Below are 14,460 nucleotides of genomic sequence, written 5' to 3'. Positions count from 1 at the left end.
CGCTCTTCTCGCAATTCGCGACGGGTACTACGGCCGGTCCGACAGTGGCGAGTACACCAATTCGTTCGAGGCGCTCTTCGCCATAAACTGCCTCGACGAGCAACGGTTCACCGAAGAAGAGATGACCCAGCTCGGCCACGATCTCAACGAGGCAGTGCCGTTCCTCGACCCCGGATCCACTCCCCCTGCGCAGGACGGGTGCGAGTTCTGGCCGGCCGAGCCAACACTCGGATACCCCTATGCCACCGACATCGATGGGCTTCCCGAAGTGCTCGTGATCTCGGCCACCGGGGACCCCGTGACGCCTCACGAGGGCGGCATCAGCCTGGCCGACACCCTCGGTGCGCGGTTGCTCACGGTCGACGGCAACCAACACGGGACGATCATCTCCGCCAACGCCTGTGTCGACGGAGCGGTCGCCGACTACCTGATCGACCTCGAACTGCCGGATGAAGGTGCGCGCTGCACCATCTGACCCTGCTGAGCCATCGAGCGGCCGTGATCCGCTCGATGGCTCAGCCGTCCCTGCGCTCAATCACGAGCTACCGCAATCGCATCGGTGTGCAGCGCGTCGGCTTCGGACGCCGCTCACCGCGGGTCTCGAGCAGGTTGAACAGGTCAGCCAGGTCCAGTCGTGACAGCGTCGCGATACCGAGCCGCATGCGAAGAAATCGGCCTGCAGGAAACTGGGCCCACGCTGCACGAATACGAAGAGGCGACGATGGAGAACGTACATCCTGCGCGGATCTGAAGTCCGCTGCGCCACTTGTCCATTCATATCCAGTGACGTCAGCAGAGGGCGTTGTCACCCACCGAAACTCGCTAGTTGCACGAAACCTCCGGATCCATATGGACTCTGGTGCCCCCAGTCGGACTCGAACCGACACTGTGCGGATTTTAAGTCCGCTGCCTCTGCCAATTGGGCTATAGGGGCCACCGCTGGACTCTGGCTCCAGCGGTGACGATCATATCGGGCTGCTACTGCGCCGGGATGACCGGCGGCACGAAGTCGAAGGTCATGCCGAGGAGCCACACGAGCAGCAGGACCACCGGGAAGTGAAAGATGAACTGCAGGAACGTGAATCCGATCAGATCGCGTGCTCGCAGACCCAGAACCGCCAGCAAGGGCAGCATGAAGAACGGGTTGATCAGGTTCGGTAGCGCCTCGGCGACGTTGTAGATCTGAACAGTCCAGCCCAGGTTCATCTGTACGTCGGTCGCCGACTGCATCACGTACGGCGCTTCGACGAGCCACTTGCCGCCGCCGGACGGGACGAAGAGTCCGAGTACAACGGTGTAGATCGCGATGACCACCGCGAAGCCGCCACCGGAGCCGACCTCGGTGAAGAAGGTCGCCAGATGCTCGGAGATCGTGACGCCTCCCCGGCCCTCCGCCTCGGTGAGCATGGCCGCCATCGCCGCGTACAGCGGAAACTGCACCAGAATTCCGGCCGTCGAGGGGACTGCTTTACTCACTGCATCGAGGAATCGCCGCGGGGTTCCGTGCAGCACCAGCCCTAGCATCAGGAACACCAGGAGATACCCGTTGAGGCTGCTGACCACCGACAGCACCGGTAGCGTCAACAACTGAGAGACAAGCCATCCCGTGGTCATCGCTCCCGCGAACAAGGGCAGGATTCGGCTGTACTCGAGCCACTCACCCGGCCTCGAACGCGGAGCAGGCTCCGCGACGGTGTCGTCGAGATCGACCTCCATGTCTGCGGCAGTCTTGATCGCGGCACCCTTTGGAGCGGACACATGTGCGATGACGACCGTCAGCACGATGATGATCACGCACATCAGCAACGACTGCCACGTGAAGATGGTCTTACCGAAGTCGAGCACACCGGTGACCGAAAGCAACGTTGCCGGAAGCGAACTGGCCGTCGCCTGCAGCTGCGCAGCCGAGGACGACATTCCCAGCGCCCACACCGCCCCGAGTCCCATGAACGCAGCCGCGCCCAGCGCTCGGTAGTCCACGCGGAGATCGTCACGTCGCGCGATGGCACGGGCCAGCAGTCCTGCGAAAACCAGCGATAGCCCCCAGTTGAGGAACGACACCGAGCAGGACAGAAGAGCCACGAAACTGACTGCGCTACTGGAACTCTTGGGTACCTGCGCCAATCGGGTGATCAATCTGGCGACCGGCGGAGATGTGGCCACGACGTAGCCGGTGAGAACGACCATCGCCATCTGCAGGGTGAAGGCGGTCAGATCCCAGAAGCCGTTTCCGAACGCGTCGACGACGTTCTGCGGAGACGACCCGTTGGCGAAAGCAGCGACAGCCACGACCACCACGCCGACGAGAGCGAAGATGTAGGCGTCGGGAAACCACTTCTCGGTTCCCCTGGCGAGCATCTGCGCGACGCGCGCCAAACCTTTCTCGGCCGGCGCCTGATCGGCCGGAATCTGCTCGGCGGGTGACGTCATCGGTGGTCCTCACCTCGAAGGGAGCCGTGACGTGGCCACAGCACATGTAAGGTTTCACCGAATCATGCAGTGATGCAACCTACATCACCGCAGACCGCATCTGCAGAATTGCAGATCAGATCTTGATGGACATCGCGATGCCGTCGAGGATGTCGTGCTCACTGACCGTCAACGAGCTCACAGCACCGCGTCGCTCGAACTCCTCGGCCAACACACTGCACACAATTGCGCCGCCGCCGATGACGTCGACCCGTCCGGGGTGCATGGGGCCCAACGCACTTCGCTGCGTATGCGTCATGCCGATCAGTCGCTCGCACACCTCGAACAACTCCGAGAATGGCACACGGGACAAATGCACCGCATCTGCGTCGTACTCGAGCAATTCCTTGGCGATGGCGGCAATGGTCGTCATCGTGCCGGCCACCCCCACCCAGCTCGACGCGTCGCCGATCGACACTTCCTCGAACGCCTCCGCCAACTTCTCGCGGGCGTATTCACGCGCGCCGTTGATCTCGTCGGCGGTGGGCGGGTCGGAATGCAGGAAACGCTCGGTCAGACGGACGCAGCCAATGTTTGCCGAGAACGCGGCCTTCACTCCTTTGGCGTCGCCCAGTACGAGCTCGGTGGAACCGCCGCCCAGGTCGACAACCAGGAAAGGTCCTGCAGCAGAGTCGAGTTCACCGACAGCGCCGGCGAAGGACAACCGAGCCTCCTCGTCGCCGGTGATCACCTCGGCCTCGGCACCGGGGATGACTTTGCCGAGTACCTCGCGCACCATCGAGAAGAAGTCCTCGCGATTGGACGCATCACGTGTGGCCGAGGTGGCGACCATGCGCATTGCGGTGGCCCCGGTCTTGCGAATGATCTCGGCGTATTCGACCAACGCCACCCGGGTGCGCTCGATGGCCTCGGGAACGAATGCTCCGGTGGCGTCGACTCCCTGGCCGAGTCGCACGATGCGCATCTCACGAGCGACGTCGGCGAGGGATTTGCCGTTGTTGTCGGCGACGAGCAGGCGGATCGAGTTGGTGCCGCAATCTATTGCTGCAACCCTGGTCATGATTTCTCCGCACGTAGTTCTTCGATGGTCGGCCAGTCGGCCGGAATAGCTTTGCCGCGCAACGAATTCTCGGCGGCCAACGCAACCGACTCATCACCCAGCGGGTTGACGCCCGGGCCCTTGGCCAACGAGTGCGCGATCAGCACATGGAGGCACTTGACCCGATCGGGCATGCCGCCACCGGTGAAATCGGTTCCGAGAGATTCGATCTCGTCACGCTCGGCCAGATAGGACTGATGGGCGCGCAGGTACGCCGCAGCCAATTCCGGGTCGGTACCGAGACGTTCGGTCATCTCGCGCATCACGCCGGCCGATTCCTGCCGACTCGCCTCGGCCGTCAGCCGCGGGTCCGTCAAGTAGAACAGGGTGGGAAAAGGCGTGCCGTCGGGCAGCTTCGGGGCGGTTTTCACCACACCAGGCCTGCCGTCCGGAGATCGGTACGCGATCTCGAGTACGCCACGCGGTTCACGTCCGAGCTGCGATGCGACCGCATCGAGATCTTCCTGCGAGACTGCCGAGGAATTCACCCGACCGGTCCTCCTTCTGGTTCTGGCACCGGCGGCACGGCCGGCGCGGGTTCTGGCTGTACGAGAGGCATCGGTGCGGACGTCGGCTCCGGGGGCTCGTCCGATCCCTGTGGCTGGACCGCGGTGTTCCACAATTCCGTGTACCACGGTCCCGTCGGAGTGTTGTCCACTGCGAGGTCCTCGGAGCTCGGCGAGTAGTCGCCGGGCAGCTGCACCTGATAGGGCGTCTCTCCCGGCATGACGAAACGCAGACGTTCGCGAGCGTCGGCCGCAATGCGGGACGGCTCGTCGAGTTGAGACTTCTGAACCTGCAGGCGGCTGACGTCGTCTTGCAGCGCCTGCCGTTCGGCCAACACGGATTCGAGCTCACTGCGTTGCGAAAAGTAGGTACGCAGCGGTACTGCCAGCGTCAGTGCCAGCGCACACACCACGACACCGAGAATGACGGCTCGTCCGGTGGACAGTCCGAAGAACGTTCGCTCGGGCATCTTGGGCCGGCGAACTCCGACGCGTCGGGGCGCGGCCTTGCCACCGACCACCGCGTCGCGCACCTGCTCGGAGGGTTCCGGCGGGGTGGCCTGCCGGCCGGAGGCGTTCGCGTCACGCGAGACGCCCCCGGCCTTGGACCGACTCGAAGAGGAGGAACGGCCACGGGGTCGGGGATCACGTCCACCTGGACTGGTCCCGGACCTGCCGCGCCGTGCCATCATTCACTCTCCACTTCGTGTCATACGAGCCTGTTCGCTATCCCTCGTAATTGAACCGGGGGAAAGACAACTCGCCGGCGTAACGCGCCGCGTCGCCCAGAGCTTCTTCGATACGCAGCAACTGGTTGTACTTGGCCACGCGCTCGCTTCGAGCCGGAGCACCGGTCTTGATCTGGCCGCTGCCGACGGCAACTGCCAGGTCAGCGATGGTGGTGTCCTCGGTCTCGCCGGACCGGTGGCTCATCATCGTCTTGTAGCCGTTGCGGTGCGCGAGATCGACTGCGTCGAGGGTCTCGGTGAGCGTGCCGATCTGGTTGACCTTGACCAACAGTGCGTTGGCCGCACCCTTGACGATGCTGCCTTCGAGAGGCTCGGGGTTGGTGACGAAGAGATCGTCGCCGACGATCTGCACCTTGTCGCCGATGGCCTCGGTGAGCGCAACCCAGCCGTCCCAGTCGTTCTCGTCGAGCGGATCCTCGATGGAAACGAGCGGGTAGGCGTCGACGAGCTCGCCGTAGAACGCCGACATCTCCTCGGCGGACTTGGTCTCACGCTCGAAGGCGTAGCCGGTGCCTGCGGTGTAGAACTCGGTGGCCGCCACGTCGAGAGCGAGCGCAACGTCCTGACCGGGCTTGAGGCCGGTCTTGCCGATGGCCTCGAGGATGAGATCGAGGGCAGCCTTGGTGCCGGCGAGGTCGGGAGCGAAGCCGCCCTCGTCGCCGAGGCCGGTGCCCAGGCCCTTGGCCTTGAGCACGGACTTGAGTGCGTGGTAGACCTCCGCACCCCAGCGCAGCGACTCCTTGAAAGTCGGTGCGCCGATGGGGGCGATCATGAATTCCTGCACGTCGACGCCACTGTCGGCGTGCGCGCCACCGTTGATGATGTTCATCATCGGAACGGGGAGGATGTGCGCGTTGGGGCCACCGAGGTAGCGGAAGAGTTCGAGTCCGGTGGACTCGGCAGCGGACTTCGCGACCGCGAGCGAAACACCGAGCAGGGCGTTCGCGCCGAGGCGAGACTTGTCGGGCGTGCCGTCCAGGTCCAACAGAGCCTGGTCGACGGTGCGCTGCTCGATGGCGTCCAGGCCGATGACCGCGGGAGCGATCTCGTCCAGCACTGCATTGACGGCCTTCTCGACACCCTTGCCGCCGTAGCGGTCTCCGCCGTCACGAAGCTCGACGGCCTCGTGCTCACCGGTGGATGCACCGGAGGGAACGGCGGCGCGACTCAGCGTCCCGTCGTCCAATGCGACCTCGACCTCGATCGTGGGGTTGCCACGAGAATCGAGGATTTCGCGCGCTCCGACCTGCTCAATGATGGCCACGAATGCTTCTCCTATAAACGGGTACCGACGGACTGTGCCGGGTGCAAGACTAACCGCTCCCCTGTGATGTCCGCGATGCATGGAGGTCCTACGGCCTGGTGCCCACCGAGTACGCGGCCGCACGATCGCGCACATCCCGCAGATACTGACCCGACAGGTTGTAGGCCATCAACGCCGTCTCCCAGCCCTGCGCGGTCCGCAGATCACCGCCACGCGCACACAGGTATCGAGCCGCGGTCAGCGCTGCGTCGTCGATGTTGTCGGGATCGGCGACGCCATCGCCGTTGGCGTCGACACCCCATTTCTTCCACGTCTCGGGAATGAACTGCATGGGGCCCATGGCCCGGTCGAACTCGGTGTCACCGTCCATGACGCCGCCGTCGGTGTCCGGAATCTCGGCGACGCCCGGTCCGCCGTCGAGAGGAATTCCGCGGATCGGCGGTGCGACGAGGCCGTCGGGCGCGACCGACGAACCCTGGTAGGTGCCGTGCCGACTTTCGATGTAGCCGATTCCGGCGAGCGTCGTCCACGCGATTCCGCAATCGGCATCCGTCTCGGTCATGATCGCCGCCGCGTGCCCGTACGACGCCAACGCGGTCACCGAAATGCCCAACGCTTCGGTCTGCGGTTCGGCCCAGGCGAGCAACAGATCGGCCGTCCGCCCGGGCGCGTTGAAATCGATGGCCGGTACTTCGGTGCCGGGGCCGGGCGGGATGCCCTCGGGAATCTCGCGCTCGGGTTCGCCGGTGCCGCACGCCGTCAACGCGAGAAGGACCGACGCTGTGGCGAGCACGCAGATACGGGAGATCACCACTCCATCCTGCACACGCAAGGTAATAGAAAGCTAAAGACAGAGATAACCCCTGGTCAACGCGTATTCGGGCCGGGTTGCAGGGTGTATGTTCTGGTCAGCCCTCACACATGAGGGTCGCCTACCCTTTGCGAGGGAAGGCGTACCAATGTTCGACGCACCGCAGGAGCCTGATTCATGCCAGTTCTCGCCGCCGCAGGCTCAGCGCCGTCGATTGCCACCCAGATGTTCGGCAGCGGCTTGATCGGCCTGCGCGAAGGGCTCGAGACCGGCATCGTCGTGATGATCCTCGTCGCGTTCCTCGTCAAAGCCGATCGACGTGACGCGCTCAAGTGGGTCTGGCTCGGAGTGGGCCTGGCCGTCGCCATGGTCGCCGCCATCTTCTTCGTGATCCACTACGGCACGTCCACCGTCACCGGGCTGACCGCCGAGATCATTGCCGGAGCGGCGTCACTCGTCGCTGTGGTGATCGTGACGGCGATGGTGCTGTGGATGCGCACCGCCGCGAAGAACATCTCCGGAGAACTGCGGGCGAACATGGAGAAGGCGCTGACAGTCGGGCCCGCTGCCGTCCTGACGCTGGCGTTCTTCGCCGTCGGCCGCGAAGGCGTCGAAACCGCGTTGCTCATGGTCGGCTACGCCGAGAACACCAACGGCAGCCTGTGGCCACTGCTGGGACTGCTGCTCGGAATCGTCGTCGCCGCCGTGCTGACGGTATTCCTCTACTTCGGCGCCGTGCGCGTCAACTTCGCGGTGTTCTTCGAGTACACCGGCATCTTCCTGATCGTCGTCGCCGCCGGAATCCTCGCCTACGGCATCCGCGCACTGCAGATCGGTGGAGTCCTCCCCGGCGGCAGCACCGTCGCCTTCGACATCACCGCACACTTCGACGCCTCGAGCTGGTACGGAACCGTGCTCGCCGGCATCTTCAACTTCCGGCCCGAACCCACTGTGTTCCAAGCGATCACGTGGGTGCTCTACATCGTGATCGTCCTCTACCTCTTCCTCCGCCCGGTCCGCGTTCCCGCGACACCCGAGCCTGCTCTGCAATCCTCCTGAAAGGCACCACCACCATGCGTCGTACCACCTACGCTCTGGCCGCCGTCGCGGTTCTGCCGATGGCTCTGGCCGGCTGCACCGAGAAGTCCTCCACCGAGGCCGCGTCGGGCGATATTGTTGTCACCGCGACCGACTCCTCGTGCGACGTCGGCGCTTCCGAGGGCACCACCGGAAACTCGACGTTCCAAATCACCAACAACGGCAGCAAGGTCACCGAGTTCTACGTCTACGGCCAGGGTGACCGCGTCATGGGTGAGGTGGAGAACATCGGACCCGGCCTGACGCGTCAGCTCATCGTCGCCCTGCCCGATCCCGGCACGTACCAAACCGCCTGCAAGGCAGGGATGGTGGGCGACGGCATCCGCGCCGATTACGTCGTCACCGGCGACTCGGTCCGCACCGCGGACGAGGACGGACTCCTCACCGAGGCCGCAGCCGGGTACAAGCGGTACGTCGTCAGCCAGATCGATGCCTTGCAGGACACTACTGCCTCGTTCGTCACCGCTGTCAAGAGCGGAGACGTCGACGCGGCCAAGACCCAATTCCCCATCACGCGTAGCTATTACGAGCGTATCGAGCCCGTCGCCGAGAGCTTCCCCGACGACCTCGACCCCCGCATCGATCTGCGTGAACCCGACGTGGAGCCCGGGGCCGAATGGACCGGCTTCCACCGCATCGAGAAGGACCTGTGGACGCAGGGTTTGCAGCCCGACACCAACGCGATGGCCGATCAGTTGCAGGCAGACATCACCGAACTGGCCGACAAGATCAAGGCCGAAGACTTCACCATCGACCCGATCCAGGTGGCAGGCGGCGCACAGGGATTGCTCGACGAGGTCGCCAAGACCAAGATCAGCGGCGAAGAGGACTTCTTCTCCCACACCGACCTGTGGGACTTCCAGGCCAACGTCGACGGCTCGCAGGCCGCCATCGCCGCCGTCCGCCCCATCCTCGACGAGCGCAACGCCGAGCTGGGCACCGCGATCGACGCACGCTTCGCCGAACTCGATGCCGAACTCGCCAAGTACCGCAACGGCGACGGCTTCGTCTTCTACGACACCGTGACCGAGCCGCAGCGCCAGGAACTGTCCAACAAGATCGACGCATTGTCCGCCGAAGTGAGCCAGGTGCAGGGTGTCGTTGCCGGACAATAAGACTGGAACCTTCTCCCGGCGGCGCCTCTTCGGTGCCGTCGGGACCGGTGCTGCACTCGTGGGAGTCGGGGCACTCGCGGGACACGCGACGGCGTCGGGTGCCGAGGTGCCGACATCGGATGTGGTCGAATTCCGCGGAGAGCACCAGGCCGGAATCGTCACCCCGGCACAGGATCGCATGCACTTCGTCGCCTTCGACATCACCACCGACTCCCGCGACGAATTCGTTGCGCTGCTGAAGAAGTGGACGCTGATGGCCGAGCGTCTCACTCGCGGCGAGGAGACGTTCGACGGCGGCGCGGTCGACGGCGGGCAGTACAACCCACCCACCGATACGGGCGAAGCTCTCGGTCTGACGGCGTCGTCGCTGACGTTGACCATCGGTTTCGGTCCGAGCATGTTCGATCGCTTCGACCTGGCGTCGAAAAGGCCAGCGTCCCTTGCCGATCTGCAGCACTTCCCTGCCGACAACCTCGATCCCGCACGCTCCGGCGGAGACCTGTGCATCCAGGCCTGCGCCGACGACCCCCAGGTGGCCGTCCACGCCATCCGCAACCTCGCTCGCGTCGGCTTCGGCACCGTGTCGGTCAAGTGGTCGCAACTCGGGTTCGGTCGCACGTCGTCCACCTCGACCACCCAGGCGACCCCTCGAAACCTGTTCGGCTTCAAGGACGGAACGGCCAACCTCAAGGCCGAGGACCCGACACTGCTGAACGACAACGTGTGGGTTGCTGCCGACGACGATCAGGAATGGATGGCCGGCGGCTCCTACCTCGTGGCGCGTCGAATCCGCATGCTCATCGAATCCTGGGACCGCACCACGCTGAAGGAACAGGAGCGAGTGATCGGACGCAGCAAGGGCACCGGCGCGCCGCTGGGACAGAAGGACGAATTCGACGCCCTCGACTTCGATTCCCAGGGTCCCGAGGGCACCTTCATCGACAAGACCGCCCACGTGCGCTTGGCGTCGAAGGAAAACCTCGGTGGCGTCCAACTCCTGCGTCGGGGATACAACTTCACCGACGGATCCGACGGCTTCGGCCACCTCGACGCCGGACTGTTCTTCATCGCCTACTGCCGCGACCCACTGACCCAATTCGTCCCGATGCAACTGGCACTCTCGCGCAAGGACGCACTGAACGAATACATCCAACACGTTGGGTCTGCGGTATTCGCCTGCCCACCCGGCGTCGAAGAATCCGAGTACTGGGGTTCGACGCTGTTCGAGTAGGCGGGCCCCGCCACCCCCGTCCGCGTCAATGGACCCTTGCATTGCAGTGGTCCATTGACGCGGTCGAGCGATGAGTTTGTACAGTCGGCTCGGTCCATACGTCGTACGTTCTATCATCGACTTCGGGAGCACACATGGGACAGCTCGTTCGGGTACAGAACTTCACCGTGTCGAGCGACGGAATCGCTGCGGGGGTCGACCAGAGCTTCGAGAGCCCGTTCGGACTCGACCATCTGGCCCTGATGGGGTGGTACTTCGGCACCGCCAGCTTCCCTGGAAACGCCGGTTCGGGTGGTAGTCGCGGACTCGACGACTACTTCGCCCGCGACTTCGCGAACAACATCGGTGCCGAGATCATGGGCCGGCACAAGTTCGGACCCCAACGCGGACCGTGGACCGACCACGAATGGCAGGGCTGGTGGGGTGACGAGCCGCCGTTCCACACTCCCGTCTTTGTGCTCACCCACCACGAGCGACCCTCGATCACGCTCTCCGACACAACGTTTCACTTTGTCGACGGGAAGCCCTCCGAAGTACTGAAGCAAGCAAAGGAGGCAGCCGACGGTAAGGACGTGCGACTCGGCGGCGGCGTCACCAGTATTCGGGAATTCCTCGACGCCGATCTCGTCGACACCATGCACATCGTCGTCTCGCCCATCGAATTCGGCTCGGGCCTGAAGCTGTGGGATTCACCCGACGAGTTGAACGACAGATTCGAGCACGAGATCGTCCCCAGTAGCAGCGGCATCACTCATCACTTGTTCTGGCGCAGGTAGCCGGGCCGGATCAATGCGACTTTGTTGCACTCTGACCGACTGAACCCCACATTGATCCCAACCCGAGGGACGAGGGTACCGAGAGAGGGCGGGCGGCGGCGGGGCAGTCAGCCTCGCAGACCCCAGTGTTCGATCCAGTCGAGTGCGGACATCTCCCCCGGCCCGATGCCTGCGTTGCGGGCCGAGGCTTCGGCATTACGGATCAACGCAGCGAAATCCAGTACCCGACGCCTCAGCAGGTCCTCGGCACTGTCTCCTCCGTGTGAGTGGTCGATCCCGATGTGTACGACGCGTAGGCCGTCGGGGATCAGCTCGTCGGGCAGGCCTGCCTTGGTGGCCCGTCCGATCACTTTCTGCGCCAGGGCGAGTGACGGCTGAGACAGGGCGATTCCGTCGACGCAGGATCCGCGTGCCTTCTCCGACGCCTTCTTCTCTTCCCAGGCTCGCTCTTGTTCGGCGATGTCGATGGGGCCATTGCCCGTTCGACCGAGGTGCGGGCTGCGATGGGTGAGTTTGGCGACCAGTCCTGCGGCGACGTCGTCGACATCGAACGCGTTCTCGGCGGCATCCTGCGCAATTCTGGAATGGAACAGCACCTGCAGCAACAGGTCTCCGAGTTCTTCGCGCAAGTCCACCAGGTTGCCCGCGGCGATCGCGTCGAGCAGCTCGTACGTTTCTTCCAGCAGGTAGCCGCGCAACGACTCGTGGGTCTGCTGCGCTTCCCATCCGCCGAGGGTGCGCAGCCGATCCATGAGCCGGACCGCCGCGATGAGGTCGTCACCGGGCAGCTTCTCGCCGGCGATGACCCGTTCTCCGCGTGCAATCCGTTCCTGGACGTCGGGGTTGGCGGGATCGGTGCTCACCAGCACCGCGTCGAAGGCGTCGGGCGCAGCGGTTCCCGAGAACAGCCACCGCACTCGCACCGGCACTTCTTCGGTGAATTGCACTGCACCGCCGAGGAATTCGACAGCATCAACCGGCACTTGCGTGGGCCGAACAGGGTCGAGCAGAACTACCGTCACCGCTACACCCCCACTGTTTGCTCCAACAACACCGACCGAGATGGCTTACCGTCCAAGGATAGGATGAGATCGGCGATGAACTGCACCAATTCGACGTCGCGTACGCGCGCCGCCCCCACTCCGCCGCCTTCGACGCGCGGCAGCGGCAACTGCACCACACCGGTCGTCGCCCGGTAGGCAGCGCTCGGGTAGAGCCGCTTGAGGCGGATCTGCTTGGAATCGGGTAGGTCCATCGGAGCCAGCTTCACCTGCGTTCCGGCAACATTGACGTCGGTCAGGCCGTATTCCTTGGCGATCAGCCGCAGCTTGGCGATGGAGACCAGTCGACCCACCTCCTCGGGCAGCGGACCGTACCGGTCGACGAGTTCTTCGATGACCGCGTCGATGCCCTCGGAATCGGCTGCCGCAGCGAGCTTTCGGTAACCCTCGAGGCGCAACCGATCGCTGGTGACGTAGTCGGGTGGAATGTTGGCGTCGACGGGCAGGTCGATGCGCACTTCCTTGGGGGCTTCGTCGGTGGTGATGGGCTTTCCGTCGGCGGCCGCGCGGTACGCCTCGACTGCTTCACCGACGAGCCGCACGTACAGGTCGAATCCGACGCCTGCGACGTGGCCGGACTGCTCGGCTCCCAGAACGTTTCCGGCACCGCGGATTTCGAGGTCCTTCATCGCCACGGCCATACCGGCTCCGAGGTCGGAGTTCTGCGAGATGGTCGCAAGTCGGTCGTAGGCGGTTTCGGTGAGCGGCTTCTCGGGCGGGTACAGGAAGTACGCGTAACCACGCTCGCGGCTACGGCCCACTCGGCCACGCAGCTGGTGCAACTGCGACAGGCCGAGCGAATCGGACCGCTCCACGATCAGGGTGTTGGCGTTGGAGATGTCGAGACCCGTCTCGATGATGGTGGTACACACCAGGACGTCGGTCTCGCGCTGCCAGAACCCTTGCACGGTGCGCTCGAGTGTTTCCTCGTTCATCTGACCGTGCGCCGTCGCCACCCTGGCCTCCGGCACCAGATCGCGAATCTTCTTGGCGGCCTTGTCGATCGAGCTGACTCGGTTGTGCACGAAGAACACCTGGCCGTCACGCAGCAGCTCACGCCTGATGGCCGCGGCGACCTGCTTGTCGTTGTACGCACCCACGTAGGTGAGCACCGGGTGCCGCTCCTCGGGCGGAGTGAGAATGGTCGACATCTCGCGGATGCCGGCCAGGCTCATCTCGAGCGTTCGCGGGATCGGAGTCGCAGACATCGTCAGGACGTCGACGTGGGTTCGAAGCGACTTGATGTGCTCCTTGTGCTCGACGCCGAAGCGCTGCTCCTCGTCGACGATGACCAATCCGAGGTCCTTCCAAGCGACACCGGTCTGCAACAACCGGTGCGTACCGACGACGATGTCGACCGTACCGTCGGCCAGCCCTGCCATGACCTCTTTGGATTCGGAACCGTGAGTGAAGCGCGAGAGCCCCTTGACGGTCACCGGGAACGACGCCATACGGGCAGTGAAAGTCTGCAGATGCTGTTGCGCCAGAAGCGTTGTCGGCACCAGCACGGCGACCTGCTTCCCGTCCTGCACCGCCTTGAATGCGGCGCGAACCGCGATCTCGGTCTTGCCGTAGCCGACGTCACCGAGAATGACGCGGTCCATCGGAACCGCCTTCTCCATGTCGGCCTTGACGTCGGTGATGGCCGTCATCTGGTCGACCGTCTCGGTGAATCCGAACGCATCTTCCATCTCGAGCTGCCACGGGGTGTCGGGTCCGAAGGCGTGCCCGGGAGCGGCCTGACGAGCCGCGTACAGCTGCACCAGCTCGCCGGCGATCTCGCGAACTGCCTTGCGCGCCTTGCGTTTGGTGTTGGCCCAGTCGGATCCACCGAGCTTGCTCAGAGACGGGAGCTCGCCGCCGACGTAACGCGAGAGCTGATCGAGCGAGTCCATCGGGACGAAGAGTCGGTCTCCGGGATGGCCACGCTTGCTGGGTGCGTACTCGACGACCAGGTATTCGCGTCGGGCACCACCGATGGTGCGTTCGACCATCTCGACGAATCGGCCGATGCCGTGCTGATCGTGCACGACACTGTCGCCGGCGACGAGGGCGAGCGGATCGACCTGATTACGACGCTTCGCCGGGAGCTTGCGTCCCTCGCCCGCTGCGGCCACGCGGTTGCCGGTCAGGTCGCTCTCGGTGACGACCACGAGTTTCGCGTCGGGAAACACCAGACCGTCATGCAACGATCCGCACAGGACGTTCACGACGTCGGCGACCGGGACCGCACCGGAATCGAGATGCGCTGCAGGCACTTCGGCCTCGGCGAGGCGTTCGATGATGCGGGTGGCGGTGCCTGCGCCCGCGACGGAGATGA

Annotated in this window: 13 protein-coding genes and 1 tRNA gene; 5 read left to right on the top strand and 9 right to left on the bottom strand. The window is 64.5% G+C overall.

What is annotated here, in order from left to right:
* A partial coding sequence (locus A2J02_RS02945) for an alpha/beta hydrolase (protein ID WP_197477913.1) occupies positions 1 to 475 on the top strand: 475 nt, incomplete at its 5' end.
* Between the two features lie 382 nt (positions 476 to 857).
* On the opposite strand, the gene A2J02_RS02940 is transcribed toward A2J02_RS02945, so the two are convergent.
* The 7 genes from A2J02_RS02940 to A2J02_RS02910 form a co-directional block, all read right to left on the bottom strand.
* A tRNA-Leu gene (locus A2J02_RS02940) sits at positions 858 to 934 on the bottom strand.
* A gap of 44 nt (positions 935 to 978) precedes the next feature.
* Positions 979 to 2,430: a short-chain fatty acid transporter gene (locus A2J02_RS02935; protein ID WP_068046540.1), complete on the bottom strand. Its 1,452-nt coding sequence runs from the start codon at positions 2,428 to 2,430 to the stop codon at positions 979 to 981.
* Between the two features lie 115 nt (positions 2,431 to 2,545).
* A complete protein-coding gene (locus A2J02_RS02930) occupies positions 2,546 to 3,490 on the bottom strand; it encodes a Ppx/GppA phosphatase family protein (RefSeq protein WP_068046538.1) in 945 nt (314 codons plus the stop codon).
* Complete coding sequence (locus tag A2J02_RS02925) at positions 3,487 to 4,017, bottom strand: DUF501 domain-containing protein (protein ID WP_032404265.1); 531 nt, start codon at positions 4,015 to 4,017, stop codon at positions 3,487 to 3,489. The genes A2J02_RS02930 and A2J02_RS02925 overlap by 4 nt, the downstream gene beginning before the upstream one ends.
* A complete protein-coding gene (locus A2J02_RS02920; RefSeq protein WP_231911399.1) occupies positions 4,014 to 4,727 on the bottom strand; it encodes an FtsB family cell division protein in 714 nt (237 codons plus the stop codon). The genes A2J02_RS02925 and A2J02_RS02920 overlap by 4 nt, the downstream gene beginning before the upstream one ends.
* Before the next feature lie 34 nt (positions 4,728 to 4,761).
* Positions 4,762 to 6,048 (bottom strand): phosphopyruvate hydratase, encoded by a 1,287-nt coding sequence (gene eno / locus A2J02_RS02915; RefSeq protein WP_068046535.1) that lies wholly within the window; start codon positions 6,046 to 6,048, stop codon positions 4,762 to 4,764.
* An 88-nt stretch (positions 6,049 to 6,136) separates the two neighbouring features.
* Positions 6,137 to 6,859, bottom strand: a complete 723-nt coding sequence (locus A2J02_RS02910) for a lytic transglycosylase domain-containing protein (protein ID WP_094639811.1) — start codon at positions 6,857 to 6,859, stop codon at positions 6,137 to 6,139.
* 177 nt (positions 6,860 to 7,036) lie between these two features.
* On the opposite strand from A2J02_RS02910, the gene efeU reads away from it, so the two are divergent.
* From efeU to A2J02_RS02890, 4 genes are all read left to right on the top strand, one after another.
* Positions 7,037 to 7,918, top strand: coding sequence for an iron uptake transporter permease EfeU (gene efeU / locus A2J02_RS02905; RefSeq protein WP_068046532.1), 882 nt, complete (start codon positions 7,037 to 7,039; stop codon positions 7,916 to 7,918).
* A 14-nt stretch (positions 7,919 to 7,932) separates the two neighbouring features.
* Entirely contained in the window at positions 7,933 to 9,072 is a 1,140-nt protein-coding gene (efeO, locus tag A2J02_RS02900) for an iron uptake system protein EfeO (RefSeq protein ID WP_068046530.1), read from the top strand.
* Entirely contained in the window at positions 9,053 to 10,303 is a 1,251-nt protein-coding gene (efeB, locus tag A2J02_RS02895) for an iron uptake transporter deferrochelatase/peroxidase subunit (protein ID WP_082898902.1), read from the top strand. Before efeO ends, efeB begins: the two co-directional genes overlap by 20 nt.
* A 134-nt stretch (positions 10,304 to 10,437) precedes the next feature.
* The gene (locus A2J02_RS02890) at positions 10,438 to 11,079 is read left to right on the top strand and encodes a dihydrofolate reductase family protein (protein ID WP_068046527.1); all 642 of its coding nucleotides are present in this window, start codon (positions 10,438 to 10,440) and stop codon (positions 11,077 to 11,079) included.
* A gap of 107 nt (positions 11,080 to 11,186) precedes the next feature.
* Here the strand turns inward: A2J02_RS02890 and A2J02_RS02885 are convergent, their stop codons facing one another.
* Complete coding sequence (locus A2J02_RS02885) at positions 11,187 to 12,101, bottom strand: MazG family protein (RefSeq protein ID WP_068046524.1); 915 nt, start codon at positions 12,099 to 12,101, stop codon at positions 11,187 to 11,189.
* A 2-nt stretch (positions 12,102 to 12,103) separates the two neighbouring features.
* On the bottom strand, positions 12,104 to 14,460 hold a 2,357-nt coding region (gene mfd, locus A2J02_RS02880; RefSeq protein ID WP_068046520.1), incomplete at its 5' end, for a transcription-repair coupling factor.

It is taken from the genome of Rhodococcus sp. EPR-147 (genome assembly GCF_001647185.1).
GTDB lineage: Bacteria > Actinomycetota > Actinomycetes > Mycobacteriales > Mycobacteriaceae > Rhodococcoides.
This window is presented reverse-complemented; position numbering and strand designations above follow the sequence as displayed.

Coding starts and splice junctions, on each gene's coding strand:
- A2J02_RS02935 (WP_068046540.1), bottom strand. CDS start 2,430: ATGACGTCACCCGCCGAGCAGATTCCGGCCGATCAGGCGCCGGCCGAG.
- A2J02_RS02930 (WP_068046538.1), bottom strand. CDS start 3,490: ATGACCAGGGTTGCAGCAATAGATTGCGGCACCAACTCGATCCGCCTG.
- A2J02_RS02920 (WP_231911399.1), bottom strand. CDS start 4,727: ATGATGGCACGGCGCGGCAGGTCCGGGACCAGTCCAGGTGGACGTGAT.
- efeU (WP_068046532.1), top strand. CDS start 7,037: ATGCCAGTTCTCGCCGCCGCAGGCTCAGCGCCGTCGATTGCCACCCAG.
- efeO (WP_068046530.1), top strand. CDS start 7,933: ATGCGTCGTACCACCTACGCTCTGGCCGCCGTCGCGGTTCTGCCGATG.
- A2J02_RS02890 (WP_068046527.1), top strand. CDS start 10,438: ATGGGACAGCTCGTTCGGGTACAGAACTTCACCGTGTCGAGCGACGGA.